General features: G+C 42.0%; 23 protein-coding genes, 1 tRNA gene, 1 rRNA gene, 1 pseudogene and 1 riboswitch. Of the genes and pseudogenes, 19 read left to right on the top strand and 7 right to left on the bottom strand.

Features of this window, described 5'->3' with window-relative positions; translation table 11 throughout:
- The first annotated feature begins 74 nt into the window (after window positions 1–74).
- From AC1DN5_RS15175 to AC1DN5_RS15135, 9 genes and pseudogenes are all read left to right on the top strand, one after another.
- The gene (locus AC1DN5_RS15175; protein WP_016938165.1) at window positions 75–1,235 is read left to right on the top strand and encodes an AI-2E family transporter; all 1,161 of its coding nucleotides are present in this window, start codon (window positions 75–77) and stop codon (window positions 1,233–1,235) included.
- A 91-nt stretch (window positions 1,236–1,326) separates the two neighbouring features.
- Entirely contained in the window at window positions 1,327–2,157 is an 831-nt protein-coding gene (locus AC1DN5_RS15170; protein ID WP_047477030.1) for an undecaprenyl-diphosphate phosphatase, read from the top strand.
- Window positions 2,158–2,283: 126 nt separating this feature from the next.
- Window positions 2,284–2,356: transfer RNA gene (locus AC1DN5_RS15165), tRNA-Ala, on the top strand.
- 282 nt (window positions 2,357–2,638) lie between these two features.
- Window positions 2,639–3,289: pseudogene (locus AC1DN5_RS15160) on the top strand (DUF7361 domain-containing protein); the annotation flags it as partial.
- Between the two features lie 90 nt (window positions 3,290–3,379).
- On the top strand, window positions 3,380–4,312 hold the full coding sequence (locus AC1DN5_RS15155) for an SH3 domain-containing protein (RefSeq protein WP_366969700.1): 933 nt from the start codon (window positions 3,380–3,382) through the stop codon (window positions 4,310–4,312).
- An 831-nt stretch (window positions 4,313–5,143) separates the two neighbouring features.
- Window positions 5,144–5,578: an SMI1/KNR4 family protein gene (locus AC1DN5_RS15150; RefSeq protein ID WP_156524429.1), complete on the top strand. Its 435-nt coding sequence runs from the start codon at window positions 5,144–5,146 to the stop codon at window positions 5,576–5,578.
- 30 nt (window positions 5,579–5,608) lie between these two features.
- Complete coding sequence (locus AC1DN5_RS15145) at window positions 5,609–7,360, top strand: T7SS effector LXG polymorphic toxin (protein ID WP_366969699.1); 1,752 nt, start codon at window positions 5,609–5,611, stop codon at window positions 7,358–7,360.
- 1 nt (window position 7,361) lies between these two features.
- Window positions 7,362–7,958, top strand: a complete 597-nt coding sequence (locus AC1DN5_RS15140) for an SMI1/KNR4 family protein (protein ID WP_064778713.1) — start codon at window positions 7,362–7,364, stop codon at window positions 7,956–7,958.
- A gap of 51 nt (window positions 7,959–8,009) precedes the next feature.
- Window positions 8,010–8,519, top strand: a complete 510-nt coding sequence (locus tag AC1DN5_RS15135) for an SMI1/KNR4 family protein (protein WP_366969698.1) — start codon at window positions 8,010–8,012, stop codon at window positions 8,517–8,519.
- Between the two features lie 118 nt (window positions 8,520–8,637).
- On the opposite strand, the gene AC1DN5_RS15130 is transcribed toward AC1DN5_RS15135, so the two are convergent.
- Window positions 8,638–8,841 carry a hypothetical protein gene (locus AC1DN5_RS15130; RefSeq protein ID WP_366969697.1) on the bottom strand — a complete coding sequence of 68 codons (204 nt, stop codon included), beginning with the start codon at window positions 8,839–8,841 and terminating at the stop codon, window positions 8,638–8,640.
- Between the two features lie 316 nt (window positions 8,842–9,157).
- Here AC1DN5_RS15130 and AC1DN5_RS15125 point away from each other — a divergent pair, with 316 nt between their 5' ends.
- Both AC1DN5_RS15125 and AC1DN5_RS15120 read left to right on the top strand, forming a co-directional pair.
- The gene (locus AC1DN5_RS15125) at window positions 9,158–10,288 is read left to right on the top strand and encodes a Rap family tetratricopeptide repeat protein (RefSeq protein ID WP_327814403.1); all 1,131 of its coding nucleotides are present in this window, start codon (window positions 9,158–9,160) and stop codon (window positions 10,286–10,288) included.
- Window positions 10,289–11,447: 1,159 nt separating this feature from the next.
- Window positions 11,448–11,768 carry a hypothetical protein gene (locus tag AC1DN5_RS15120; RefSeq protein ID WP_064778717.1) on the top strand — a complete coding sequence of 107 codons (321 nt, stop codon included), beginning with the start codon at window positions 11,448–11,450 and terminating at the stop codon, window positions 11,766–11,768.
- 57 nt (window positions 11,769–11,825) lie between these two features.
- Here the strand turns inward: AC1DN5_RS15120 and AC1DN5_RS15115 are convergent, their stop codons facing one another.
- Window positions 11,826–12,467, bottom strand: a complete 642-nt coding sequence (locus AC1DN5_RS15115; RefSeq protein ID WP_045925814.1) for a cupin domain-containing protein — start codon at window positions 12,465–12,467, stop codon at window positions 11,826–11,828.
- 214 nt (window positions 12,468–12,681) lie between these two features.
- On the opposite strand from AC1DN5_RS15115, the gene hmpA reads away from it, so the two are divergent.
- Together hmpA and AC1DN5_RS15105 are read left to right on the top strand one after the other, a co-directional pair.
- Window positions 12,682–13,857: an NO-inducible flavohemoprotein gene (hmpA, locus tag AC1DN5_RS15110; RefSeq protein WP_366969694.1), complete on the top strand. Its 1,176-nt coding sequence runs from the start codon at window positions 12,682–12,684 to the stop codon at window positions 13,855–13,857.
- Between the two features lie 140 nt (window positions 13,858–13,997).
- Window positions 13,998–14,843: a glucosaminidase domain-containing protein gene (locus AC1DN5_RS15105; protein ID WP_016938174.1), complete on the top strand. Its 846-nt coding sequence runs from the start codon at window positions 13,998–14,000 to the stop codon at window positions 14,841–14,843.
- Window positions 14,844–14,875: 32 nt separating this feature from the next.
- Here AC1DN5_RS15105 and ktrA read toward each other — a convergent pair whose 3' ends face one another.
- The 3 genes from ktrA to cudC all read right to left on the bottom strand — a co-directional run bounded on the left by ktrA (window position 14,876) and on the right by cudC (window position 16,968).
- Window positions 14,876–15,544 carry a potassium uptake protein KtrA gene (ktrA, locus tag AC1DN5_RS15100; protein ID WP_016938175.1) on the bottom strand — a complete coding sequence of 223 codons (669 nt, stop codon included), beginning with the start codon at window positions 15,542–15,544 and terminating at the stop codon, window positions 14,876–14,878.
- 159 nt (window positions 15,545–15,703) lie between these two features.
- Window positions 15,704–16,243 carry a biofilm surface layer hydrophobin BslA gene (gene bslA, locus AC1DN5_RS15095; RefSeq protein WP_016938176.1) on the bottom strand — a complete coding sequence of 180 codons (540 nt, stop codon included), beginning with the start codon at window positions 16,241–16,243 and terminating at the stop codon, window positions 15,704–15,706.
- A gap of 164 nt (window positions 16,244–16,407) precedes the next feature.
- Entirely contained in the window at window positions 16,408–16,968 is a 561-nt protein-coding gene (cudC, locus tag AC1DN5_RS15090) for a choline uptake/conversion transcriptional regulator CudC (RefSeq protein ID WP_016938177.1), read from the bottom strand.
- 200 nt (window positions 16,969–17,168) lie between these two features.
- Between cudC and betB the strand changes: the two genes are divergently transcribed.
- The 3 genes from betB (at window position 17,169) to AC1DN5_RS15075 (ending at window position 20,520) form a co-directional block, all read left to right on the top strand.
- Entirely contained in the window at window positions 17,169–18,641 is a 1,473-nt protein-coding gene (gene betB / locus AC1DN5_RS15085; RefSeq protein ID WP_366969693.1) for a betaine-aldehyde dehydrogenase, read from the top strand.
- Between the two features lie 17 nt (window positions 18,642–18,658).
- Window positions 18,659–19,867: a choline dehydrogenase gene (gene gbsB / locus AC1DN5_RS15080; RefSeq protein WP_016938179.1), complete on the top strand. Its 1,209-nt coding sequence runs from the start codon at window positions 18,659–18,661 to the stop codon at window positions 19,865–19,867.
- A 71-nt stretch (window positions 19,868–19,938) separates the two neighbouring features.
- Entirely contained in the window at window positions 19,939–20,520 is a 582-nt protein-coding gene (locus AC1DN5_RS15075) for an MOSC domain-containing protein (protein WP_366969691.1), read from the top strand.
- 1 nt (window position 20,521) lies between these two features.
- Here AC1DN5_RS15075 and AC1DN5_RS15070 read toward each other — a convergent pair whose 3' ends face one another.
- On the bottom strand, window positions 20,522–21,010 hold the full coding sequence (locus tag AC1DN5_RS15070; RefSeq protein ID WP_016938181.1) for a DinB family protein: 489 nt from the start codon (window positions 21,008–21,010) through the stop codon (window positions 20,522–20,524).
- 145 nt (window positions 21,011–21,155) lie between these two features.
- On the opposite strand from AC1DN5_RS15070, the gene AC1DN5_RS15065 reads away from it, so the two are divergent.
- Window positions 21,156–21,686, top strand: coding sequence for an NfeD family protein (locus AC1DN5_RS15065; RefSeq protein WP_366969690.1), 531 nt, complete (start codon window positions 21,156–21,158; stop codon window positions 21,684–21,686).
- Window positions 21,687–21,705: 19 nt separating this feature from the next.
- Window positions 21,706–23,235, top strand: a complete 1,530-nt coding sequence (locus AC1DN5_RS15060; protein ID WP_441397069.1) for a flotillin family protein — start codon at window positions 21,706–21,708, stop codon at window positions 23,233–23,235.
- A 30-nt stretch (window positions 23,236–23,265) separates the two neighbouring features.
- Here AC1DN5_RS15060 and thiT read toward each other — a convergent pair whose 3' ends face one another.
- A complete protein-coding gene (thiT, locus tag AC1DN5_RS15055) occupies window positions 23,266–23,847 on the bottom strand; it encodes an energy-coupled thiamine transporter ThiT (protein ID WP_366969689.1) in 582 nt (193 codons plus the stop codon).
- Between the two features lie 99 nt (window positions 23,848–23,946).
- A riboswitch (TPP riboswitch) is annotated at window positions 23,947–24,047 on the bottom strand.
- Window positions 24,048–24,475: 428 nt separating this feature from the next.
- Between thiT and AC1DN5_RS15050 the strand changes: the two genes are divergently transcribed.
- Window positions 24,476–24,607: ribosomal RNA gene (locus AC1DN5_RS15050) — 16S ribosomal RNA — on the top strand; the annotation flags it as partial.

The following is a 24,607-nucleotide window of genomic DNA, read 5'->3' as shown; positions in this document are numbered from 1 at the left end:
GACCGGTTATTATTTTTCATTACAGGAACGATAGTGTACAATTTAAGTAAAATACATATGATGGAGGAACAATAGTGGAAACATTGCAAACATGGGGCGGCAGATTTAAACAGTTTTTCTTAGACAATAAATTTGTCTTGTTTTTGCTTGTATTGCTGCTCATCGGTCTCAATATCCTTGTCTTTATGAAGACATCTTTTATTTTCACACCCATTATCGTCCTGCTCAAAACGATTGCGCTCCCCGTTATTTTGACAGGAATTGTTTATTATCTGCTTAATCCGATTGTAGATATATTGGAAAAAATAAGAGTGAAAAGAGTCTATTCCATCCTGCTCCTTTACCTCGTTATTATAGGGCTGATTACAATTACGATCGTTTCTATTATTCCGTTTTTAAAGGAACAGATCATGAGTTTGATCGACAATCTGCCGAAATATGTGGACATCGTTGAAGATCAGACGAAAAGCCTGATCGGAAGCGATTTTGTAAATCAGGCGCAAAAGACGATGAATATCAACATTTCCGATCTTGCCAATAAAGTATCGGCGCAGGCGGCGACAATTGCAAACAGCACATTTACCGGAGTCGGGAATTTTATCGGTGCGCTGACGGAAGTGATTATTTCAATTGTGACCGTGCCGTTTATTCTCTTCTATTTGCTGAAAGACGGCAAAAAACTGCCAATCTATATCTTGAAATTTGTGCCCACCCGTCTGAAAGAACAAACGTATACGATGCTGAGCGAAATGAACCACAGATTAAGCTCCTATATCAGAGGACAGGTCATCGTCAGCTTCTGCATCGGGTTTTTATTATTTATCGGCTATCTGATTATCGGACTTGATTATGCGTCACTGCTTGCGGTCATTGCCGCTTGTACGAGCGTTGTTCCGTATTTAGGGCCGACCATTGCCATTACGCCGGCGATTATTATCGCTTTGGTCACTTCGCCCCTTATGCTGCTGAAGCTTGCGATTGTATGGACCGTTGTCCAGCTCGTGGAAGGAAAATTAATTTCTCCGCAGATCATGGGGAAAAATCTTCACATTCACCCGATTACTATCATTTTTGTTCTTTTAACCGCCGGAAAGCTGTTCGGGGTTGTCGGCATTATTTTAGCCATCCCGGGCTACGCGGTCATCAAAGTGGTCACGACCCATCTGTTTGATTGGTTCAAAATGCGCTCGCATTTATATGAAGAAGAAAAAAATGATGAAGTATCGAAGTCATAAAATCGGAACCGACATGATATTTATTATAAGACAGGCTTTCCTTCAGAGGAGAGCTTCTCTTTTGTAAATGATAAATGAAGGGAAGAATAGGATGACACTATGGGAGATGTTCACAGCAGCCGTTTTGGGAATCGTGGAAGGGCTGACGGAATACGCGCCGGTTTCTTCCACGGGACATATGATCATAGCGGATGACATCTGGCTGAAATCCGGAAGCCTGATGAATCCGGAAGCCGCCAATTCCTTCAAAGTGGTGATTCAGCTCGGTTCGATCCTGGCGGTGGCCATTGTGTTTAAGGATCGGATATTAAATTTACTCGGCCTCAAAAAAAACGTGACGCGCGACCAGCAGAAAGGATACAGGCTGACCATTGCGCAAATCGCTGTCGGTCTTGTTCCGGCCGCAGTGCTCGGCTTTTTATTTGAGGATTTCATTGACCGTTATCTATTCTCCGTCAGAACGGTCGCTTACGGACTAATTGCCGGAGCCGTGCTTATGCTGATTGCGGACTGGATCAATAAAAGAAAAGATACGATCAATACGGTAGACAGAATCACCTACAAACAGGCTTTCTGTGTCGGTTTATTCCAATGTCTCGCCTTATGGCCCGGCTTTTCCCGATCAGGCTCAACGATTGCCGGAGGTGTCATTCTAGGCTTAAATCACCGGGCAGCCGCAGACTTTACATTTATCATGGCCATTCCGATTATGGCGGGTGCAAGCCTTCTGAAGCTGGTGAAATACTGGAGCAGTCTTTCTCCTGACATGATTCCGTTTTTTCTTGTCGGTTTTATCTGCGCCTTTGTCGTCGCTCTCTTAGTCGTCAAATTTTTTCTTCGGCTTATTAATCGGATTAAGCTTGTCCCGTTCGCCATTTACCGTGTCATCCTCGGCATCATTTTAATCATGCTCGTGCGGTAAACGAAGAGGCCCCTCGGAGGGTCTTTTCTATGTTTGAAAAACGTCTCGGAAAAATGTAAGCAAACTGAATTTTCGGCTTGAAATTCGAAGGGAACTCGTCTATAATAAAACATGACGTTACCGCACGGGGCCATAGCTCAGCTGGGAGAGCGCTACGCTGGCAGCGTAGAGGTCAGGGGTTCGAGCCCCCTTGGCTCCATACTAATAAATCTTGATCTAAAGCCATTCTTGAGAATTTCAAGAGTGGTTTTTTATTTGCTCTAATCTATAATTGGCAACAAAACGGAAACATTTGTGTCTGAGTTTTTAAAGTGGCAACACGGTATCTTATATTAAGAAAAGAAACAAAAAAATAACCCCCATCACAGGAGGTCACAGTTTTATTGATCGCTGCAGGTTATCTATAAGTTTCTTCTTGGTCTTAGACATGATGTGTACATAGGTGTCGTAGGTAAAGCTTGATTTTGCATGTCCCAGTCCAGAAAACTCCTACCTCCCCTCTCATTCTGTTGAAGTGAAAGGAAGTCTCGATGGAAAAGTTAACGGACTTTATACAATATCTACAGAGACAAAGCCTATTGCGCCAGAAGCGGGAACAATTTGGATCGATCCAAAGACTAATAAACAAGAACTTTTTAATGGTGAAGAGTGGATTGTGTCTTCTGCGGGCTCGGCTGATTCATTAAATGGTTATACGGGCTTCACCAGTATCCACGCCTAATTCAATACCTGTACGTAATGACCAAGGAATCATTACAGGTTCCATAGATGGCAACGCTGAGTTTCTTGGTGGTAAACTACACTCAGAATATGCGTTATCCTCTGATGTTCCTCAGATGGCAAAAGGAACGTATGTAGGCGATGGAACAATTAGTAAACAAATATTGCTGCCTTTCACTCCAACACATGTGAAAGTGTGGCCAGTCTCTTCTAATGATTCCATGTTATTTTAATTGATGAGACAGAAGGTTATACGTATCAGGTAAATGAAATGGGAATATCCCTGGTTGGGGAAACTCTACATATGGAAGTATAAACGAAATTGGATTTATAACAGGCTCAGACAGCAATCAAACAGGGAATAAATTAAACGTCAAGTATATAATGGGAAGCATATAGGCATGTACATTAAACAGGCGTATCCTTATTGGATACGTCTGTTTATCTATTAAAACCCACTTTGTGGTAAAATTATAAATAAAAAACAAAGGGGCAATCTTTATTGACTACATCATCTTTACAATCTCAAATTAATATCAACACTCGTCCTTTGCAAGATGCCATAAATGCAGCTTTCAAAACACAATTAGAGCTAATTGAAACTCTAAAAAAACAAAATGTTGCTTTAAACAGAATTAATCTCCTACCTAAAATCTACACTTTGGATGTCTTAAAAGCAACAAGGGTTGAGACTGCAAAGATTGAAGCTGCAATGAATCAGATGAGAGTGATGTTCAGCCCCAAGTACAATGGGAAATATATTCAACACTTAAGAAATAGTTTAATGCATGACTTAGGTTCCAATAGATTTCAGATAGCAACATACATGCAGCAACTTAGAACAGTATTCAATGACCAAGCTATTCTAAATTCAAGCATATATGTTACAAATGATGAAATCTCTTCTGAAACCATAAATGAGATCGAAGAAATTTCTGATTATGTTGAAGAAACAGTAATATCTTTAACAAATGATAATTCAATTACAAGAAGAGAATACTTTGAAAGATTTAATGATTATTGGGTTATCCTCATATCAATTATTAACAATAATAAAAACACAGCAGTCAAAGCACTGCTTTCGGTGTTTGTTGCTACGGTATTATATCCTGTTGGTGAAGCACTGACAAACAAGTATATAGTAGATGAATTCATTGACAAAAAACCAGAAACAGTAATCGAAGCTAAAAACGTTTTAAAAGACATCCCAATGAATAAAGAACTTAAAACCAATTACAGAATGGTTATAAAAGATACATTAGTAGTTAGAACACGTCCCAAAACAAAATCAAATGTAGCGTACGTCTTAGACAAGTCATCAATTGTCTTTGTTGAAGAAAAGAAAAAGAATTGGAGCAAGGTTCTCTTTCGTAATGAAGCTGGTGAGGATCAAAGCGGATGGGTTTATACCCGCTATATTAAAAAGCTTGATTAAAACTGATTCCCTTTTTTGTTTCAACTTTCTTTCTAAATAAAATTCTTCTTTTATGCCAAGACTTGACCGTTTTCATACGATAATAAAAATACCTTGTAAATTATAAATTATTTTACCGCTTTATTCCATAGTAGAAATTGTGTCATGATGGATTTTGGTAGATAAAGTGTTTAACAGAAAGAGTGAGGGGATCAGCAATGAGTGACAAAAAATATGAATCTATACACTGGTTTACGTCAGTACTAGCGTTTTTATTAATAATTTTGAATAGTTTTTTTATAAAAATTGAGGGTGTAACTGTTGGTATTGCGATTGTATACATAGTGATCATTGGAATTGTTAGGAGTACATGGAAAAAAGCTTAGTGTGAAAAATATTTCTCTACCCAAAGGAAGTGTACCCATACCCCATTTGTTTATGGGAGCTTAAGTGCATTCATTTGTTTTATTACTGCCGTGGTTTTAGCTAATCATGACAACATACCTGGAATGTGGCTTGCTTTATTCGGAGTTTTAGCTGACATCATTAACCGCTTATTTGCAAAGAGTCAATATAACCATTTCTTCATTATAATTCCCCCAATTTTGTTTGTTCTGTCTCTATATATCGGACAAACCTTCCTAATTATAATTATAAAACCAAAGATTGTAAAATTCATTTTGGCATTTTAGGACAATCAAATACAGTTGTGTGGTGAAATTTGGTAGTATAACCTTAGAGGAGGGAATTTAAATGGAAGAAGGAAAGTTAATTCGCATGACTCTTAATGGGATAATGGAAGCTGTTTCGAAATACGGAACTTTTCCTATGTTCCAACATGGAGGGCATGTCATGGAAGATGCTGCTTTTCAATTCAGAGATCCAGCCAGTCCTCTAGAAGTTAGCAGTTTAGAAAAAAAGTTTGGGGTAACTTTACCTAATGATTATAAAGAGTTTCTATTCAATCACAATGGAATGGAAATGTTTAATGGTGTTGAGCTTCTTAGCACAGAAGGGATAATTGAATTTAATGAAGTTCAAGACTTCCCTAAGGGCTATATCCTAATTGGATACCACTATGATGGCAGGTATGTTGTTGACACAAACAAATCAAATAAGGGATTAGGATATATGATGTATCTAGATTCAATTGATGACATTGAAGATGCGGTATATTTAGACTCTAACTTTGAGATTTGGTTTGACATGTTGGTGTCTTCAAATGGAACAAAATATTGGGAAGTGACCCCGAAAACTCAAGAATACTATAAATATGTTTCAGAATAGGAAATAAGATTAAGTGGAAAGGAGACGTAAATGAAGGTTTTTGAAGCATCCTCGTTAATCTCAGCAGCGGAAAAGCGAGCAAAAGAATACGATAAGGTCAGGGAACAATTTATCAATCTCAGAAAAGCATTTCAGGGAATGGCTGATCTAGATGACAGTGAGTTTTCGGGCAAAGGTGCTGATAACATCAAAGCATTCTTTCAAGATCACGCTAGTGTCACAGACAGCTGGCTTGATCTGATCGATATGAAAATTGCGTTTCTAAACAGTATCTCAGGAAAAGTAGCTGATGCAGGATTAGTCGATTCGTTTGTGGAAGAGTCATTTTTAGAACATGAGTTGATTCATGCGAAGAATAAATCAAAAGCCATCATGCAAGAGCAGTGGAATGAAATGAGGGATATTCTTAATGAGATAAGCGATATTGTTCATCTTGAGGTTTTCTCGACAGAGGATGTCGATCAAAAGCTGGATTCAGCTGATAAAAAAAGAAGCGAAACGATACATAAACTCGGCAAGCTTGATCACGATCTAACCAGAGAATACGCAGAAACCGAAGCGAACGAACAGTTCATCCAAGCCGACTTTCAGCAGCTCCAAAACGCCACAGGCAAAGGAAAAAGYGCCACGCCGCTTCACTACAATGCCAAGGCGTTCCGTGAAAGCGACATCCATAAGAAAAAAGGCGAGATTGAAAGACACTCCGATGCTTATCTGACGATTAAAAAGGAAGAAGCGAAAGAGCGGGAAATCAAGGATTTGAAGAAAAAGCTCGCTGACGGTGTGACCGATCCGGATGAATACTTAGAGATTGCGAAGAAAATCGGTTACGAGAACCTTGAACCTTCCCAGCAGCAGTATGTGATTCAGCTCGAACAAGCAAAACAGATGGAAGAAGCCGGAGAAGTGACTTGGGATATTTTAAAAGGAGCCGGCGTTGGTTTATATGATGTTGGGAAAGATACGGTAACCGGCTTATGGCAGCTGATCAGCAAGCCTGATGAAGTTGTTGAAGGTATCGTAGGGGCAGTTGCTCATCCGATTAACACGTATAATGCCATTTCTACAGCTATTGAGGAATCGTATCAAAAAGATATGGTAAATGGAGATGCGTATTCCCGATCAAGATGGGTGACATATGCGGTCGGTACAGTAGTTACCTCTGTAGTAGGCACAAAGGGAGCCGGTTCACTTACAAAAACAGATGTAGCTGGAAAAGTCAGCTCTAGAGTCAGTAAAACAAGCCAAAAGATGAAAGATGTCTCAATTGCTGATTTATTGCCTTATAATCCCCGTTACGATGTTGTTCCGGCTGGAGGAGTTCCTTATAATGTAGTTAATAGTGAAAATTTAAAGGATCGTCTGCTTAAATTAATTGAATCAGCAAATCCTAGAACGGTATTACCAAGGAATAAAGGTCAGTGGGAAGGTACACCTGGTGACGGGAAATGGTATTCCGACATACCTGAAGTAAAAGCAGCAACTAAGGGAGAACCAATTACTTTTAAAGATGGACGTCCTGATTTTACTCCATGGACTGTTGCAAACATTAAGTTTAAACCTGGTGAATTAAATGGAACCAAAAAAGATTTTAGGCTTGTATATAAGAAAATTAAAGAGATCAAGGGATTTAAGTCCCAGGCACAGGCGAAAAAATGGCTGTCACAACAGGGACTTACCCCGCACCATTTGGATAGTATCACAATACAACTAGTGCCTAGTGTGATTAATAACAAAATACCTCATATTGGAGGAGCTTCTGATTTAAGGGGAGGGTATTAGCATGAGTTTCAATAAAATTGAACAAAAGTTAAAAGAATTTACGATAGATGCTGAAATAGATTTCAACATTAATACAAACGAGCAACTCAAAGAAATTGAAAGAAATATAGGTAATCAATTGCCTTCCGACTATAAAGATTTTTTGAAGAGATATGGAGGCTGTTATTTAGAAAGTAAAAAAACAACAGATGAAGTTGAGTATGACGTTTGCTACAAACCTATAGAGAAAGATCCTTGGATGGGCAAGGAAGATGATACACAATTATTAGAGAACTTCTATGGTTTAGCTAACGATCATAACAGTCTTCAAGAAGCAATCAACACCTATTCTGATCGCTTTCCTAGGAATATTATTCCTATAGCAAGCTCAGCAGGTGGTAATGAAATATGCATGGACATCGACAATGAGAAGGTTTTGTTCTGGGATCATGAATTAAGTCACCCTGATAAAGACTTTTTCTTAATTGCCAACTCTTTTGAAGAGTTTATTCTAAGTTTAGTAGATGAACCAATTGAATCTGATGAACATGGGAGTGATGTGGAAGTTGAGATTTTAGACAATGATTTTGGAAAATTGCTCTTTGGCAAGGACAACTAGGCCTTATTTTTTAAAAAGCTCCTTAAATAAAAGTAATGCAAAGGTGTGGACTTGAGTATTGAAATGTTAATCAAGAAGATTGCTTCTACACCGGACTGCCGGCTGTTTGAAGCTGATGGTCTCCCGACAATAGATGAGAAGCATCGACTGCCAAAAGATATTAGGGAATTTTATGAACAATGTGGTGGAGCAGTTTTATATGAAAATGCGGATTATCAAATATATATATTACGACTAGCTGAGTTTAAATTGGCTAATCTCGTTATTGTTGGGGAACTTTGTGAAGAAGATATTTCATCCGAGTGGTATATTGTTTGTACGGATGGAAAAGGAGAATATCTGACAATTGATTTAAATGAAGATCGTAAAGGTAAGTGTTACGACAGCTTTTTTGATCGACATGGAATTGTTGGTGAAACACAGGTAATAGCCACTTCATTTACTGATTTAATTCAACGGTTGCTTGATAATAAGGGACGGCATCGGTATTGGCTAAGTGATAATTTTAGTACATTGGGCAAGTCCTTCACCATGCCGAAAACCGCCAATCATCGCGCCTAAAAAGTATAAACGCCATATTATAACTCCCGCTTTTGGAAAGTTGTGCAAGTAACAAATTAGGGTACATTTATCTGGTTTTAATCTGTTTAGACAGGATAAGTCGAATATTGACAAAAAATTATGACCACAAATTCAAAGCAAGAGTCGAAAACCCCCAAGCTAATATACCGAACATCACAGAGAACCTAAGACAAGCTTCAAATTTTGTAAGCCCTCGCTCTCTTTTTGTTTTACCTAATTTCCAATAAACAGCATATCCGGAGAACACCAAAATGATTACTCCGAGTCGTGTCATATTTTCTAAAAATTCTATACCATCCATTGATTTTCACCTCGTTTATTTATGAGAAAAAAATAAAGTAGACTTGTAGAGAGTCTACTTATAAACCAATTCCAAAGTACACATTTTCATAAGCTTAAAACATTTGAGTGATAAAGTAAGGCGCATTTTAAAATGACACATCCTTAATCCTCCCAATTATATTCCCCATGCATTAGTTTTATTATCGCAAATGGAATGGACGATTCCAACAGTTATGTGAAAATAAGTAATCTGGCAGACCGTAAACAAATTGCGGTTTTTTATCCAAACATAATTTGGAAATGTTAGAATATTATATAAAAGGAGGAGTGGCCTTGTGAGTTCTGTTTTACCATCATCGGAGGTAGGCGTTAAAATTAATGAATGGTACAAAATGATACGTCAGTTCAGTGTTCCGGATGCGGAAATTTTGAAAGCGGAAGTGGAGCAAGAAATAAATGAGATGGAAGAAGACGAGTATCTACTGATTTACTACACCCTCATGAAATTCCGCCATCAGCTCATGCTGGATTATTTAGAACCGGTGACTACCCGCGTGAGACCGACAATTGACGAGCTGCTGGAAAAAATCGAAGCATCAAATAAAGGAATTTCCGGACTGCTGTGCTATTACTCTTTATTTTTCCGCGGCATGTATGAATTTGATCAAAAGCAGTATGTAAAGGCGATCGGCTTTTATAGAGAGGCTGAAAAACAACTTGTTCATGTGCATGATGAAATTGAGAGAGCGGAGTTTCATTTTAAATTGGCTGAAGCATATTACGGTATGAAACAAAGCCACGTCTCCATGCATCACGTAAAGCAAGCGCTCGATATTTACGATCAGTATGAGTTGTATAAAGTCCGGAAAATTCAATGTCTATTCGTCATATCGGGGAATTATGTTGACTTTAAACGCTTTGAAAAAAGTTTGCCGCATTTAGAAAAAGCTTTAGAGTTGTCGAAACAACTAAATAATAATGAAAGGCTGCTCAGTTCTGCTTATTACAACATAGGAAAGAATTACGGAGACCTAGAAGAATACAGTAAAGCTGAAATCTACTTAAAAAAAGCAGCGGAGATATCTGAAAAGTATAAATTGGGTAACCTCCCGCATTCCTTGTTTACATACGCAAAGCTTCTATTTAAACAAGGGAAAACAAATGAGGCGATTCAAATCAGCAAAAAGGGACTTTCATCAGCGATACATCACGGGGATAAGCTGTTTGAATCTCTGCAAAAATATTTGGATGCTTTATATATTAATGCAATAGACCAAATGCGAATCAAAAAAACAATTGATTACCTTGAGAAAAATAAAAACTATTCGTATGTGGAAGATATTGCTCTTGATACGGCTGCTGTTTATGCAGAGTCAAAACAATATGACAAATCTTATGTTTATCATCAAAAAATGATTCAAACGCAAAAACAAATTCAGAGGGGGGAATGCCTGTATGAATTTTAGAAAAGGCGTATTTATCATTGTATCGGCTGTCGTTTTAATGTCAGGGGTCGGTCTAACGGCCTCGGCTGTTTCATTTGATGGATCATATCAAGTTTCATCTGATCGTAATCAAACCTAAGAAGGAGAGTGCCTGTATGAATTTTAAAAAGAGCATCTTCATCGTCCTGGGTCTGACATTGACTTTAGTATGTGGATTGGGTATGAACTCGGTAGAAAAACAAGCACAAGATACAATCAAAGTAGCTTCTGATCGCCTTCAAACTTGAACGTATAACGCCTTTTCTTCGGAAAAGGCTTTTTTAGTTTCTTCTTTAGTTTCAAAACATCCACCTGGTTTTTCTTTTCAATGTTCCATGGAGGGAATTTTCCCAAAGCGGGTCATATTAAAAATAATCCGATACACTTTTCGTTCAAAATCAGTCATTTGATCATCTCCCAACTTCATAAGTCTCAACGGATAATAGAGAATCAAATACAATAAGCCATGTATCCCCCTTTAAGTCCCTCACACGAAATCCTTCCGTAGGTGGTCCCGTAATGAACTGCGCAGATAACTTTGCGTATGTATCGGTCGCCATCAGCTCGAACGATAAATCTATGCTAATATTTAAAAAATATGGCACTCAATATTTATAAGTTCAATTTTCTTTTCAATTTATCAATTTAATGGAGGGAAAATAGAAAGGAGAGAAATGAGAAAGTATTTTGGGATCGTCTCGCTTATCATCCTTTTATTCACATTGTGCTTTCTGCCTCATATTCATTGGGCGCTTGGAATGCTAGGAATTGTCGCGGGGAGTATTCTGGCAATCAAATCGCCTAAAGGAATCGCAAAGAATATTTCTTTTGTTATCCTGGCACTTTGTTTACTTTTACTATTATTATTGATTGTGATGGGCGTTTTGATGGCAGGTCTAGTGGGGAATTAACCTTTAATTTATCATTCTATTTGGGGACCAACTTGTTCATTTTTCGCCAAACAGAAGATTTTTTATCAGAAAGATTCGTCAGCAAACCCTATCATTTCCACACTGGCAGCGTAGAGATCAGGGGTGCGAGCCCCTTGGCTCCATACCTTTATAAGTTTTTAATCCTCTGCAGCAACCTCTGTGTTCTGCTTACTATTTCTAACAACTAAATAAAAGGAATGAGAGGAAAAATGAAAAAGAAAATCTACCTTATACTAACTCTTTCAGCGGCAGTGGCACTTCTTTTAACAGCGCTCCCCGTTCTTTCTCCTGTCGTCTTCACGTCTGCTTCAGAAAAAGGAGCCATCAGGCATGACATTTATAAAAAAGGCTATCCGTATCAAAGCTACTTTGCGATTCTTCGAAAAGAAGAAAACAACAATGAGGCCGGGAACCTTTATGATGTAAATTGGTTCGATTGGAAAGATGAAACCGGACAGACGCCGCACTTATGTTATTCGAAAAAATTGCCCGAAGGTGAGTACAAAGTAAGCTGCGGAACCGGACCGTAATGATTAAGAGCCCCTCTTTCATGAGGGGCTTTTTTTAATGCCGCTCCTGCTCTCCGTTTAATACCCCCAATATAACGGCGGATCATAATGCCGATACGGATCATTCGGATAATGCGTATTTGGCTGATAAGGTTTATTCATATCGTGAATACCCGTATTTTCAGACTGCCCGCAGTATTTATCGGGACCTATCACAGTTGATTTGCGGATCGGTGAAACAGCTTTTTCCCATTCCTGTTCATTCAGACAGTACGTATGCGCCATGATCTCGGGCGGTGTGAGGCGGAGAATATCCGAGCCGTAAATCACTTCAGGCGTATGGGCGTCAAATATGGCCAAAAGATGGGTATTATCTGAAGTCGCGATCTCATAATGCCACCACCCCTGCGGAATATTCGCCACTTGCCCGGGGGTGATCGGGTAATTTCGTATTTTCTGGGTGAACGGATTCAGCATCGACACGGTTGCGGAACCCGAAATACAGTACACCAATTCAGCGGCATTTTGATGGGTATGCGGTTCAATCACATTTGTCTTGCTCAAAAAGATATCCAATAATGAAATATTTTCAAGCGTGTTTAACTGTTTAATCCCCAATACATTGATAAAGTTCCGATGATCTTTAGTGAAAAAACGGCTCTCATTCACATCATATGTGAACTGTGTATTCGGAGACGTGTAATCCATATAAGAAACCATCCAATCCCCTGCTTTCATGTGTAAACGTATAATTTCTAGAATATGTGTCCCGGTTCCAATAGGTGAAAAAGGGAATAAAAACCAATGATTCCAAACTGACCACAATATTGTGACGACTTTTCTAAAGATTCATTTAAGATATATCTTTTATTCGAAATATCTCTTACTATAAAGATATATTGAAAATACATCTTTAGAAGGGTTGAGGATTAACATGCTGGATGAGAGAACAATAGACATCATCAAAAGCACAGTACCCGTATTGAAAACACATGGAGAAAACATCACAGGACGCTTTTATAACCTGATGTTTCAAGATCATCCCGAACTGTTAAATATGTTTAACCAAACGAACCAAAAGAAACAGACGCAGCGCGCAGCATTGGCAAATGCAGTCATTGCGGCTGCGGCGAATATTGATCAATTAGAACAAATCATTCCGGCGGTCAGACAGATCGGCCATAAACATACTAGCATCGGGGTAAAGCCGGAGCATTATCCGATTGTCGGAAAATATTTGCTTCTGGCGATCAAGGATGTGCTGCAGGATGCCGCAACCCCTGACATTATGGAGGCTTGGGAAAAAGCTTACGGCGTCATTGCAGAGGCTTTCATCGGCATTGAAAAAGATATGTACAATACGGCCGGATGGCAGGGATATAAAGAATTTACGGTGATAAAGAAAACCGAAGAAAGCAAAGACATCACATCATTTTATATCAAACCGAGCGACGGCTCTGCGCTTCCTGAATTTGAAGCGGGGCAATATATCAGCATTAAAGTGCGGATTGCAGATTCTCCTTATACGCACATTCGCCAATACAGCCTGTCTGATGCTGCCCGAAAAGGCGAATATCGGATTTCTGTGAAAAAGGACGGGGCGGTTTCTTCTCATCTCCACAATGAAGTTCAAGAAGGAGATAAACTTGAAGTCAGCGCACCCGCCGGGGATTTCAAACTGTCTTCCGCCGAAAAACCGGCTGTCCTTCTCAGTGCCGGTTCCGGAATCACGCCGATGATAAGCATGCTGAAAACAGCCGCCGAAAAACAGCCGGAGCGTTCCATTACTTTTATTCATGCCGCGAAAAACGGAGAGTACGCCGCGTTCCGCAAAGAAGTTGAGCAAGCTGCGGCAGGCAATCCGAATATTAACGTCATTTATGTATACAGTGAACCGTCAGAACAAGACCGCTTAGGAGACAAGCCTTTTTACAGCGGCCGGATTGATCAAAGCTTTTTAGAGCAGCTTCATCTGAATCAAGATATTGAATTTTACTTGTGCGGTTCAGCACCGTTTATGACGCAAATGAAAGATATGATTCTTGCACTCGGGTTTAACTCTGATTCCGTACAATTTGAATTGTTCGGTCCTCAGCTGAGCATGGCATAACAAAAAAAGACCCCTCTTTGAGGGGTCTTTTTGTTTGCACACATGTTCTTTCTCCGTCTTTTTCCCTATTTTATTGAAATTTTCATCAATGACCAGTAAAATTATAAATCTAGTGATTCCGGAATTAAAGGAAGGTTGATATGAAAAAGAAAGCAAAGACCAAAAGGGTGCTTGGATGCCTTTTTGCTGTATCTCTTATATTCGGATTATTTCTGGTATCAATGGTGTTTTCGAAATTCATAGCGACGGAAGAAAAACCGCCTGAAGAGGTGGACGGGCAGCAGGTCTTTATTGACAGCCTTTCCGGGCATGCTCAGATTTTATATGAGAAATATCATGTCCTTCCGAGCATCACCCTTGCACAGGCCATTCTCGAATCGGATTGGGGGAACAGTGAGCTTGCGGGAAAAGCGCGCAACCTGTTCGGTGTAAAAGGTGATTATAAAGGAAAACACGTCACGATGAAAACAGATGAATTTGAAAAAGGGAAACGAAAAACGATTCGGGCAAAATTTCGTAAGTACAACACGTTTTTTGAATCCATGGATGACCACGCCAAATTATTTGTCAAAGGAACGTCTTGGAATAAAAAGAAGTATAAACCCGTCATAGAAGCGGACGATTATAAATCAGCTGCGGCAGCCCTTCAAAAATCCGGCTATGCCACAGATCCCGACTATGCGGAAAAAATTAAAGATGTCATAGAAACCTATAACCTGAATGAATTTGACAAAATCAATGCCTCTCTTAAAGCAGTTGATAAGAAAGGCGCCATCAAAGACTACGCCATGGAAGACATTTGGTCCAAGCCGTCGAAAGAGCAGCATTCTATTAAACTGGCATCGGCGCAAAAGTTTACCGGCCAGCATATTAAAGTTGTCTCTGAGAAGCAAAACGGCGGATCTGTCTGGTATCAATTTCAGGTGAAAGACAAGCTGATCGGCTGGGTTGACCAAACCGCCGTCCAGTTAAATGAAGAAACATAAGCATCACAAAAGCCGGCCGCAGCCGGCTTTTTTTACATTCCCTCTGTTTCAAACCTTTTAATATCACGTTTATGCCCCATCAGCACAAGGCAGTCACATTCATGGATGACAGACTCCGGAGAAGGGGACAGCTGAATGTCTCCATTATGTTTCACGGCGAGAATGGTGCAGCCGAATCTGGCACGGACGCCGAGGTCAAGAATGGTTTTTAAATGGAGTTTTTTCGTGGCTGACAGTTCTACGATGCTGTATTCATCTGACAGATCAATATAATTTAAGACGTTTTCATCCGAAAGGCTTTGCGCAATCCTCACGCCCATATCCTTTTCCGGATGAATAATACGATCAGCGCCGATTTTCTCAAGCACTTTGTGATGATAATAATTTTGCGCCTTCACCCAAATGTTAGGGATGTTCAGTTCTTTCAATAACAGCGTCGTCAGCGTGCTTGCCTGAATGTTGGCGCCGATTGCCACGATGACATATTCAAAATTTCTGATGCCGAGCGATTGAAGTTCGCTTTCTTCCGTCGCATTTGCCCGCACGGCATGAGTGGCATAAGAGGAGTATGCGTTGACCCGCTCTTCGCTGATATCGACGGCCAGCACCTCATGCCCCATTTTAAAAAGCTCTTTGCAGATGCTTCCGCCGAAACGGCCGAGTCCGATGACGGCAAATTGTTTATTTTTGATTTTTCCCAAACCTCATAACTCCTTAAGAAACTGTTTTCGTCACTCCAAATACAACAAACAAGAATGTACTCCTGTTTCAAAGGTTTGTCAATGTGAGAGCCGGAAGATAAAACGGCACAAAAAAAGACCGGCTGACAAGCGGAGCTTGTGCCGGTCCGTTTTTCGCAATTATTTGCAGTTGCAAGGCTGTGTCGGCGGTGTGCTGCGTTTTTGAACAACAATTGTGTCCTCAGCATAGAATTTAGAGCCGATGCTTAATGATTTATTTTCTGCACGGAACTTATATGTACCTGCAGCAGGCAATGTTTTATTATTAAGAGAAAGCTTAAATTCCGCTGCGCCGAGCAAATCAATGTTTAACGGAAGTCTGACTGTTTTGCCGTTATTTAGAATCTGTCTTTCACGCAAAGCGTGTCCGTTGATTGTATCTTTTGTTGTAGCCGCAAATCCGCTAGGAAGGGTAAATTCCATAACGCCTAAGCTTAGGATCGTGTTCGGGCGGTACGTCAATTCGATATCAGAAAATGACCATTCCTGCTGGCTGGCACCTGTGTATTTTGCAAATAAAGTAGCAGTCGCCTTTGTGGACATTTCCGGCTCGTGAACGGTTGAACCTGATTCAGCGGCGAATGACGCTGTCGGCAGAGAAAGCAGTAAAGCCAAGCCGAATAAACTTGCCATGACAGTTGAGAAAAACTTTTGTTTCATATCAAAATCCCCCTTAAAAAAATTTGCCGATCGTTCTTAAAAAAGAACGACCGTACCTATAAAAATTTACCATCAATTTTAATGGAAGTAAATGGGGTTATGTTCCTATATTTCCTCGAAAATAATCAAATCGCGTCGAAAAATGACGAAGAAAAAACGCCTGATTACGATTCAGGCGTTTTTTCGTCTGTTTCTATCGGAATAAAGTTAAAAATCTCTCCGCTCCGGACTGAATCGGCGAGCCGCTTCAGCCAATGATAATAGGCCTTCGAGCTTTCAAGCTGATCATATAACTGCCGCGCTTCTTCCTGTAATTCCGCGCTGCCTTCCTCTGCCAGCAAAACGGCCTGCAAATCCGCCTGGGCCTGTACGATGGCGGACAAATTCACCTGAACTTCCCGATCCCATTTCGGCGGGAAGAAATTCGTGAAAAACGTAAAGAAATCCTTTTCCGCTACAAATGTATGCTTCCGCGTGCCGCGGTGAAAGGTTTTTTTGACCACATTTAAATCCTGCAGCTTTTTGACGCCTGTGCTCATACTCGGTTTGCTCATCTGCAGTTCCTCACGCATTTCATCAAGCGTCATTTCATCCCTCATATACATTGTTCCGTATAAAATCCCGACACTCCGGGTAATTCCGTACAGATCCATCGTCTCAGCAATGGAATCAATGACAAGATCCCTTGCTTGTTCTATAGCTGCAAATTCTGGATTCTCATCCATACTGTCCCTCTTTTCCTCTTGAAGATTAAATTGATTAAGTCATTTCTTTATGTTCTTAATCTTAACGAATCATGGCAAAATGTCAAAACCTAAGCGGACAAACAAGGTTTTGACAGGTTAAAAAACATGTGTTAAATTAACATTGTTAAAAACATTAAATTTTTATTTAACAAACTTACTTTTCGGTAAGGAGGACTCTCATGAGCAAAACGCTTTATATCGGCGGCGAATGGATCAGTGCAGAAAAAAAGCAGACCCGCCGTATCATCAATCCATTTAATCAGGAAGAAATTGCAACAGTATGCGAAGGAGACCGGGACGATGCGGTGAAAGCCATCGCCGCAGCCAGAAAAGCATTTGATGAAGGGGAGTGGCCGGTGCTTTCCGGACTGGAGCGCGGTCAATTTGTTCTGAAAATTGCGGAATTAATCAGACGCGATCTGAACGAATTAGCTGAGCTGGAATCGCTGGACACAGGGAAAACCATTGAAGAAAGCAAAGCCGACATGGATGATATCGCAAATGTTTTTCAGTATTATGCCGGTTTGGCGGATAAAGACGGAGGCGAGGTCATCTCATCTCCTATTCCTGATTCCGTAAGTAAAATCGTCAGAGAGCCAATCGGCGTATGCGGACAAATTACGCCGTGGAACTATCCGCTCCTTCAGGCGAGCTGGAAAATTGCTCCCGCTCTTGCGGCCGGAAACACGATCGTTTTAAAGCCGAGCGAGATCACTCCGCTGACAACGATTAAAGTCTTTCAATTAATAGAAGAAGCCGGTATTCCGAAAGGAGCCGCCAATCTTGTGCTTGGACCGGGCGCTTCTGTCGGGGATGAGCTGGCGAGAAACCTTGACGTCGATTTGGTGTCCTTTACGGGCGGAATTGAAACAGGCAAAAAAATCATGCAGGCGGCAAGCGGCAATGTGAAAAAGATTGCCCTTGAGCTTGGCGGCAAAAATCCGAATATCGTGTTTAAAGATGCGGATCTCGAAACAGCTGCAGATCAAGCGCTCAACGCCGTGTTTTTTCATGCCGGCCAAGTTTGTTCTGCAGGCTCGCGCCTTTTAGTGGACGAAGCCATTCATGATGAATTTTTAGCCGAGCTGATCAAGCGCACGAAACGCATCAAATTAGGAAACGGTTTTCATGAAGATACGGAAAGCGGTCCGCTGATTTCCGCCGAGCATCGGGCCAAAGTTGAAAAATACGTAGAAATCGGCATCGAAGAAGGGGCAAAGCTGGAAACAGGCGGCAAACGTCCTGATGATCCCGCCCTTCAAAACGGTTTCTTCTATGAACCTACTATTTTCTCAAACTGCAAGTCTGACATGAGAATTGTCCAAGAGGAAATCTTCGGCCCCGTTTTAACAGTCGAGTCATTCTCTTCTGAAGAAGAAGTCATCAGACTCGCCAACGATACCATTTACGGGCTGGCCGGAGCGGTATGGTCAAAGGATATTGAAAAATGCGAACGTGTAGCCGCAAAACTGCGGATGGGTACGGTTTGGATCAACGATTTTCATCCGTATTTCGCGCAAGCGCCGTGGGGCGGGTACAAACAATCAGGCTTCGGCCGTGAACTCGGCAAAATCGGTCTGGAAGAGTACACGGAAATCAAACATATTTACCGCAACACGAAACCTGCACCTGTGAACTGGTTTCAAGCATAACGAGGAGGAGATATAATATGACATTAAATATGAAAGTAGAAAGCATGCATAAATTCCATACATTCGAAATCCCGACAGTTATTAAGCACGGAATCGGCGCGATTCAGCATGCGGGAAAAGAAGTCAGAGCGCTTGGCGTCACAAAAGCGCTGCTCGTAACAGACCCGGGAATTTATAACGCGGGAGTGGCAAACCCGGTTATTGAATCCTTGCAGGAAGCGGGCATCGAAGTCGTCCTGTTTAACAAAGTGGAGCCGAACCCGCCTGTACGTCTTGTGAACGAAGGATCTGAACTGTATAAAAAAGAAAACTGCAACGGCCTTGTGGCTGTCGGCGGCGGAAGCTCCATGGATACGGCGAAAGCGATCGGAGTAGAAGCGACACACGAAGGAAGCGTGCTTGATTATGAAGCCGCGGAAGGCAAAAAGCCGCTGGAAAACCGTATTCCTCCGCTGACAACGATCCCGACAACTGCCGGAACAGGTTCAGAGGTTACGCAATGGGCGGTCATTACGGACGAGGAAAGAGAATTTAAATTCAATACGGGCGGACCGCTTATCGCCGCGCATTTAACAGTCATTGACCCTGAGCTTCATACGTCCATGCCTCCGCATGTGACGGCCATGACAGGTATCGATGCCCTCGCGCACGCCATTGAGTGCTATACGATGAAATTCGCGCAGCCGATCACTGATGCTGTGGCTTTAATGGCTATTGAATATGCGGCGCATTATATTAAGCGTGCGTTCGCGGACGGAGAGGATTTGGAAGCGAGATACGGCATGGCACAGGCGGCGATGCTTGCCGGACTTTCATACGGCAGTGAATCCGCTGGCGCTGCGCATGCAATGAGCCAGACACTCGGCGGCATCATCCCTGTCGCTCACGGACAATGCGTCGCAGCTATGATGGGGCCGGTAATGGAATACAACTGGAAGGGATATCCGGAAAAATTTGCCCGCATCGCCAAAGCATTCGGAATCGATACAAGCAAAATGACAACCGAAGAAGCGGCCAAAGCGTCCGTCAATTGGATGTATGACCTTGTAAAAGATTTAGAGGTGCCGAGTTTAGAAGAACAAGGTGTGTCTCCGGACATGATTGAGCGCTTATCAAAAGAAGCCATGAAAGATCCGCAAACCTTCGGAAATCCAAGAGACTTGAATGAGAAAGCATACAACTGGATTTACAAACGCTGCTTTGACTTAACGCCAAAAACGGTATAATAATTGAACCCCGCTCCTTTACAGAGCGGGGTTTTTTAAGGATAATGTCAAGAAAAAGGCGGTGACGGGTGATGTGGAAGTGCATAACAGCAAAGGCGGAAGGCGTATATATAGCGGATACGGAACAATTTGTTACCAAAAAGATGGACAGGCTTCGTGCGGAATACGGCGGGTTTCCCGGTGACCTTCATTTCGGACTGACAAAAAAAGCCGGTGCGCGGGAGCCGATGTATCAAAGAGGGACGGAAATTTTTAACCGGAGACAAATTTCAATCGTGTCCATGGAGGAATGTGATGAGATTGCGGCGGCGATAGGGGTTTCTCATATCTTTCCCGAATGGCTCGGCGCTAATATTGCAATCAGCGGTTTTTCTGCACTGACGTCGCTTAAAGAAGGAAGCAGAATAATATTTCCAAGCGGTGCGTCTTTGTTGTGCGAGGGAGAAAATGATCCGTGTATTCAGCCGGGAGAAATCATTCAATCCTTTTACCCGGATCAGCCAAAACTCGCTGCGGCGTTTGTGAGGCACGCGATGGGCAGAAGGGGAATTGTGTGTATTGTTGAACGGCCGGGAGACATATGCACGGGTGATTCGGTCGACATTCATTCTTATGAACCGAAACGCGTCAAGAAAAAAATCGAAAAGGTCTGACTCAGACCTTTTCGATTTTTTGTTTGATTTCTTTTATTTGATTGATGTGACGCTTTTCATGATGGCCGATAAAATCAATCCACTGGCGGATCGTCAGTTCTTGAAAAACGGGATGCGGAAGCACCCGTTCAAAGTCTTCCTCGTTTAATGATGAAATAACGGCGGTCAGCTGCTGTCTTGCCGTATCTAGCTCTTGTTTCGCTTCAATGACTGATATTCGGTTTTGCTCAGGTTCAAGCTGTGACGGCGCCGGCCGTTTATTTGTTCTATCCTCTATAAACTCCATCGGTTTTTCTTCGATTTTTTTAAACGGTGCGTCTTTTGCCTGCTTTGTTAAAAGATTCTGCGCTGATTCGTCAATTTTCTTTAAATGGTCAAGGACTTCGCGCACGCTCCATTCATCAGCCGCAGGCTTTTGGTTGAATTCCTCATCAGAGAGTCCTTTCAGTTCTTCCCAAGTCTGCTGTCTGGCTTCATTAAAAATGCTCATTCTATCTCCTCCTTTGGAGTAAACATACCATATCCGGATTGGATAATCATGTAATCAGCCTTTCTTATCAGAAAATTGAAACCATTTCCCTTTACACCCGTATATAAAGTAACACTCCGAGACCCGGCCGAAAGGAGGAAAGTATGTGGACATATTTCATCTGCCGCTTGAAACGATCTATCTTTACACACTGATTATTGCGGGGAGCCTCACGCTCTTGATTCTGTTTTTTCAAGATGTGTTTCACGGCCTCTCGGAAGCTATTCCTGTTTCATTCGTAAATCCAACGTTGATTTTGTCGTTTTTGACTATCTTTTCAGCCTCAGGTTACATTGGCGAAATCGCAACTCCGCTTTCACAACCTGTCATTGCATTACTTTCATTTGTGCTTTCAGTTTTTTTGGTCAGCCTGCTTTACTTCTTCATCCTTGTACCGCTTTCATCTGCGGAAGAATCGCTCGTATATCGGGAGTCGGATTTAAAGGGCAGAATCGGCAGGGTTATTACTTCCGTTCCGAAAGACGGCTATGGGGAAGTGATCATAGAGGGCATCGGAGGCGCCATTTCTAAATCTGCGGTCAGCTTTGATCAAGAACAGATTAAGTACGGAACGGCCGTATTAGTGATTGACGTGAAAGACGGAGTGCTTTTTGTGACGCCGCATGAACCAATCTGATATCTAAGGGGGAGCAGTTATGACTATGCCGATTATCATCGTCATCGGAATCGTATTCTTTTTACTCATCGCACTAATTGTTGTATTTATTACGAAGTACCGGACGGCGGGGCCGGACGAAGCCCTTATCGTAACCGGAAGTTATTTGGGAAATAAGAACGTCCACATTGATGAAGGCGGAAATCGTCTGAAAATCGTCCGGGGCGGGGGAACGTTCGTGCTTCCGGTGTTCCAGCAGGCGGAACCTCTCAGTTTACTTTCAAGCAAACTTGATGTCTCTACACCTGAAGTTTATACAGAACAAGGGGTGCCGGTAATGGCCGACGGAACCGCCATTATAAAAATCGGCGGCTCCATCGGGGAAATCGCAACAGCCGCTGAACAATTTTTAGGGAAGTCTAAGCAAGACCGCGAGCAGGAGGCGCGTGAGGTGCTGGAGGGCCATCTGCGTTCCATTCTCGGCTCCATGACCGTTGAAGAAATTTATAAAAACAGGGAAAAGTTTTCTCAGGAAGTCCAGCGGGTCGCGTCTCAGGATCTTGCCAAAATGGGACTGATGATCGTTTCCTTTACGATTAAAGATGTCCGCGATAAAAATGGCTATCTAGAATCATTAGGTAAGCCGAGAATCGCCCAAGTCAAGCGGGATGCGGACATTGCCACGGCAGAAGCGGATAAAGAGACGAGAATTAAACGCGCGGCGGCTGATAAAGACGCAAAAAAATCAGAGCTGGAGCGGGCGACGGAAATAGCTGAAGCGGAAAAAATCAATCAGCTGAAAATGGCGGAATACAGAAGAGAGCAGGACACAGCAAAAGCCAATGCCGACCAGGCATATGACCTCGAAACAGCAAAGGCCCGCCAGCAGGTGACAGAGCAGGAAATGCAGATTAAAATTATTGAGCGGCAAAAGCAGATTGAATTGGAAGAAAAAGAAATTCTCCGCCGTGAGCGCCAGTATGACTCTGAAGTGAAGAAAAAGGCCGATGCCGATCGTTATTCGGTAGAACAAGCGGCCGCAGCTGCAAAGGCGAAGCAGCTCGCAGAAGCAGATGCCGAACAGTATAGTATTGAAGCGATGGCCAAAGCGGAAGCTGAACGCGTGAGAATTGACGGTCTTGCTAAAGCAGAGGCTGAAAAGGCGAGAGGAGAAACCGAAGCGGAAGTCATCCGCCTGAAAGGTCTTGCGGAAGCGGAAGCTAAAGAGAAAATTGCTGAAGCCTTCGAAAAATACGGGCAGGCCGCAATCCTCGATATGATTGTGAAAATGCTGCCTGAGTATGCGAAGCAAGTCTCGGCGCCTCTTTCCAACATTGATAAAATAACGGTTGTTGATACGGGAGGAAGCGGTGAAAACGGCGGAGCCAATAAAGTCACGGGCTATGCAACCAATTTAATGGCCGGTCTTCAGGAAAGTTTAAAAGCATCTTCCGGAATCAATGTGAAAGAGATCATTGAGAATTTTTCAGGCAAAGGAAACATAAAACAAAGCATAAATGAACTTACAAAAGAACTGAGCGATTCGAAAGAAGAACGCAGCTCTGGATAAAAAAACAGCAGGCATAACCCGCCTGCTGTTTCAATTTGCCCGCTTGGATTCAAGAAGCCGCGGCGCTGTCATGAATAATAAGATAAGGACAATGGCTGAAAGGATAAAAGAAGGAATCATATAAGTCGCGTTGTAGACGAGCGAATAAATCCAGACCGGAGTGCCCTTCGGAGCATAGCTTCCGAAAAAGACCGCACCGGAAATCACATGTGCCGCATACCGCAGTACACTGCCGATAAAAACGCCGCTTACCACATGCACCGTTAATGCGCCTCTTTTTTTAGCCAATGCCGTTTCACGGACACCGGAAGCAAACAAGCCGCTGAAACCGAGAACTGCAAACGCCGCGATATAATCAAGAAATAGCTGCACCGGATGCTGTAAAAACAAATTGCCGATGGCGATCTGGACAATCCCTGTTAAAAAGCCTGTCGTAAGCCCGGCCTTCACTCCCCAGCGGAATGAAATCAAAAAAATCGGAATCATCATAATAGAGACTGATCCGCCTTGGGGCATCCGGAGAAACATACCTGACACAATGTCCAGAATGACGGCCGCTCCGGTCATAATCGCTATTTCTATTAAGCGCACAAGCTGTGTTGAATGATTCATAGTTTTCCCCCTGCTCAGACAACCGTATCAAGGATAAACAAAAAAGCAGCGCGGGGAAGGATGGGAAAAGGTCCGCGCGCTGCTTACAAAACTGCAATTCATTTGGCTTTGCCACATCCCTACGCCAGCGTTAACTAACAGGTTCAAAGGGTCAGAACAAAACGTTCACTCTCAGCTTTAATGCTCCCCTTGTGGTCATCAAGTATTTAGTTCAATCTTACTATACAAGAAAATATACCAAACCACAAGACTGCATTCTTTCTATAGAAGAGAAACTGAAATAAGTAAGAAAGAAAATAAACGGAGACTTTTTTTAAAAAACTATTGTCATACTTTCAAAAGGGTGTTATATTATTAAACGTCGCTGATGAACAGCAGACAACAACAAAAAGCTTCAAAACGACTTAAAAAAAGTTATTGACATAAAAGAAGCTGAGTGGTAAGATAATAAAGCTGCTTCRACAAGCGGTAATGATCTTTGAAAACTAAACAAGACAAAACGTACCTGTTAATTCAAAGTTTTAAATAAATCGCACAGCGATGTGCGTAGTCAGTCAAACTAAGGTCTGCACGATGCAGATCACACAGACGTTACTGCAGGATGCAGTGAACTTAGTCTGTGATCCATTTATCGGAGAGTTTGATCCTGGCTCAGGACGAACGCTGGCGGCGTGCCTAATACATGCAAGTCGAGCGGACAGATGGGAGCTTGCTCCCTGATGTTAGCGGCGGACGGGTGAGTAACACGTGGGTAACCTGC

It is taken from the genome of Bacillus sp. 01N42_2, from assembly GCF_056399565.1.
This window is presented reverse-complemented; position numbering and strand designations above follow the sequence as displayed.

What these genes read in the sequence shown, in the direction of transcription:
- AC1DN5_RS15170 (WP_047477030.1), top strand. Translation starts at nt 1,327, where the DNA reads ATGACACTATGGGAGATGTTCACAGCAGCCGTTTTGGGAATCGTGGAA.
- AC1DN5_RS15070 (WP_016938181.1), bottom strand. Translation starts at nt 21,010, where the DNA reads ATGAGCATTTTTAATGAAGCCAGACAGCAGACTTGGGAAGAACTGAAA.
- AC1DN5_RS15105 (WP_016938174.1), top strand. Translation starts at nt 13,998, where the DNA reads ATGAAAAAGAAAGCAAAGACCAAAAGGGTGCTTGGATGCCTTTTTGCT.
- AC1DN5_RS15150 (WP_156524429.1), top strand. Translation starts at nt 5,144, where the DNA reads ATGGAAGATGCTGCTTTTCAATTCAGAGATCCAGCCAGTCCTCTAGAA.
- thiT (WP_366969689.1), bottom strand. Translation starts at nt 23,847, where the DNA reads ATGAATCATTCAACACAGCTTGTGCGCTTAATAGAAATAGCGATTATG.
- AC1DN5_RS15130 (WP_366969697.1), bottom strand. Translation starts at nt 8,841, where the DNA reads ATGGATGGTATAGAATTTTTAGAAAATATGACACGACTCGGAGTAATC.
- hmpA (WP_366969694.1), top strand. Translation starts at nt 12,682, where the DNA reads ATGCTGGATGAGAGAACAATAGACATCATCAAAAGCACAGTACCCGTA.
- betB (WP_366969693.1), top strand. Translation starts at nt 17,169, where the DNA reads ATGAGCAAAACGCTTTATATCGGCGGCGAATGGATCAGTGCAGAAAAA.
- cudC (WP_016938177.1), bottom strand. Translation starts at nt 16,968, where the DNA reads ATGGATGAGAATCCAGAATTTGCAGCTATAGAACAAGCAAGGGATCTT.
- AC1DN5_RS15075 (WP_366969691.1), top strand. Translation starts at nt 19,939, where the DNA reads ATGTGGAAGTGCATAACAGCAAAGGCGGAAGGCGTATATATAGCGGAT.
- AC1DN5_RS15140 (WP_064778713.1), top strand. Translation starts at nt 7,362, where the DNA reads ATGAGTTTCAATAAAATTGAACAAAAGTTAAAAGAATTTACGATAGAT.
- AC1DN5_RS15115 (WP_045925814.1), bottom strand. Translation starts at nt 12,467, where the DNA reads ATGGTTTCTTATATGGATTACACGTCTCCGAATACACAGTTCACATAT.
- AC1DN5_RS15120 (WP_064778717.1), top strand. Translation starts at nt 11,448, where the DNA reads ATGAAAAAGAAAATCTACCTTATACTAACTCTTTCAGCGGCAGTGGCA.
- gbsB (WP_016938179.1), top strand. Translation starts at nt 18,659, where the DNA reads ATGACATTAAATATGAAAGTAGAAAGCATGCATAAATTCCATACATTC.
- bslA (WP_016938176.1), bottom strand. Translation starts at nt 16,243, where the DNA reads ATGAAACAAAAGTTTTTCTCAACTGTCATGGCAAGTTTATTCGGCTTG.
- AC1DN5_RS15060 (WP_441397069.1), top strand. Translation starts at nt 21,706, where the DNA reads ATGACTATGCCGATTATCATCGTCATCGGAATCGTATTCTTTTTACTC.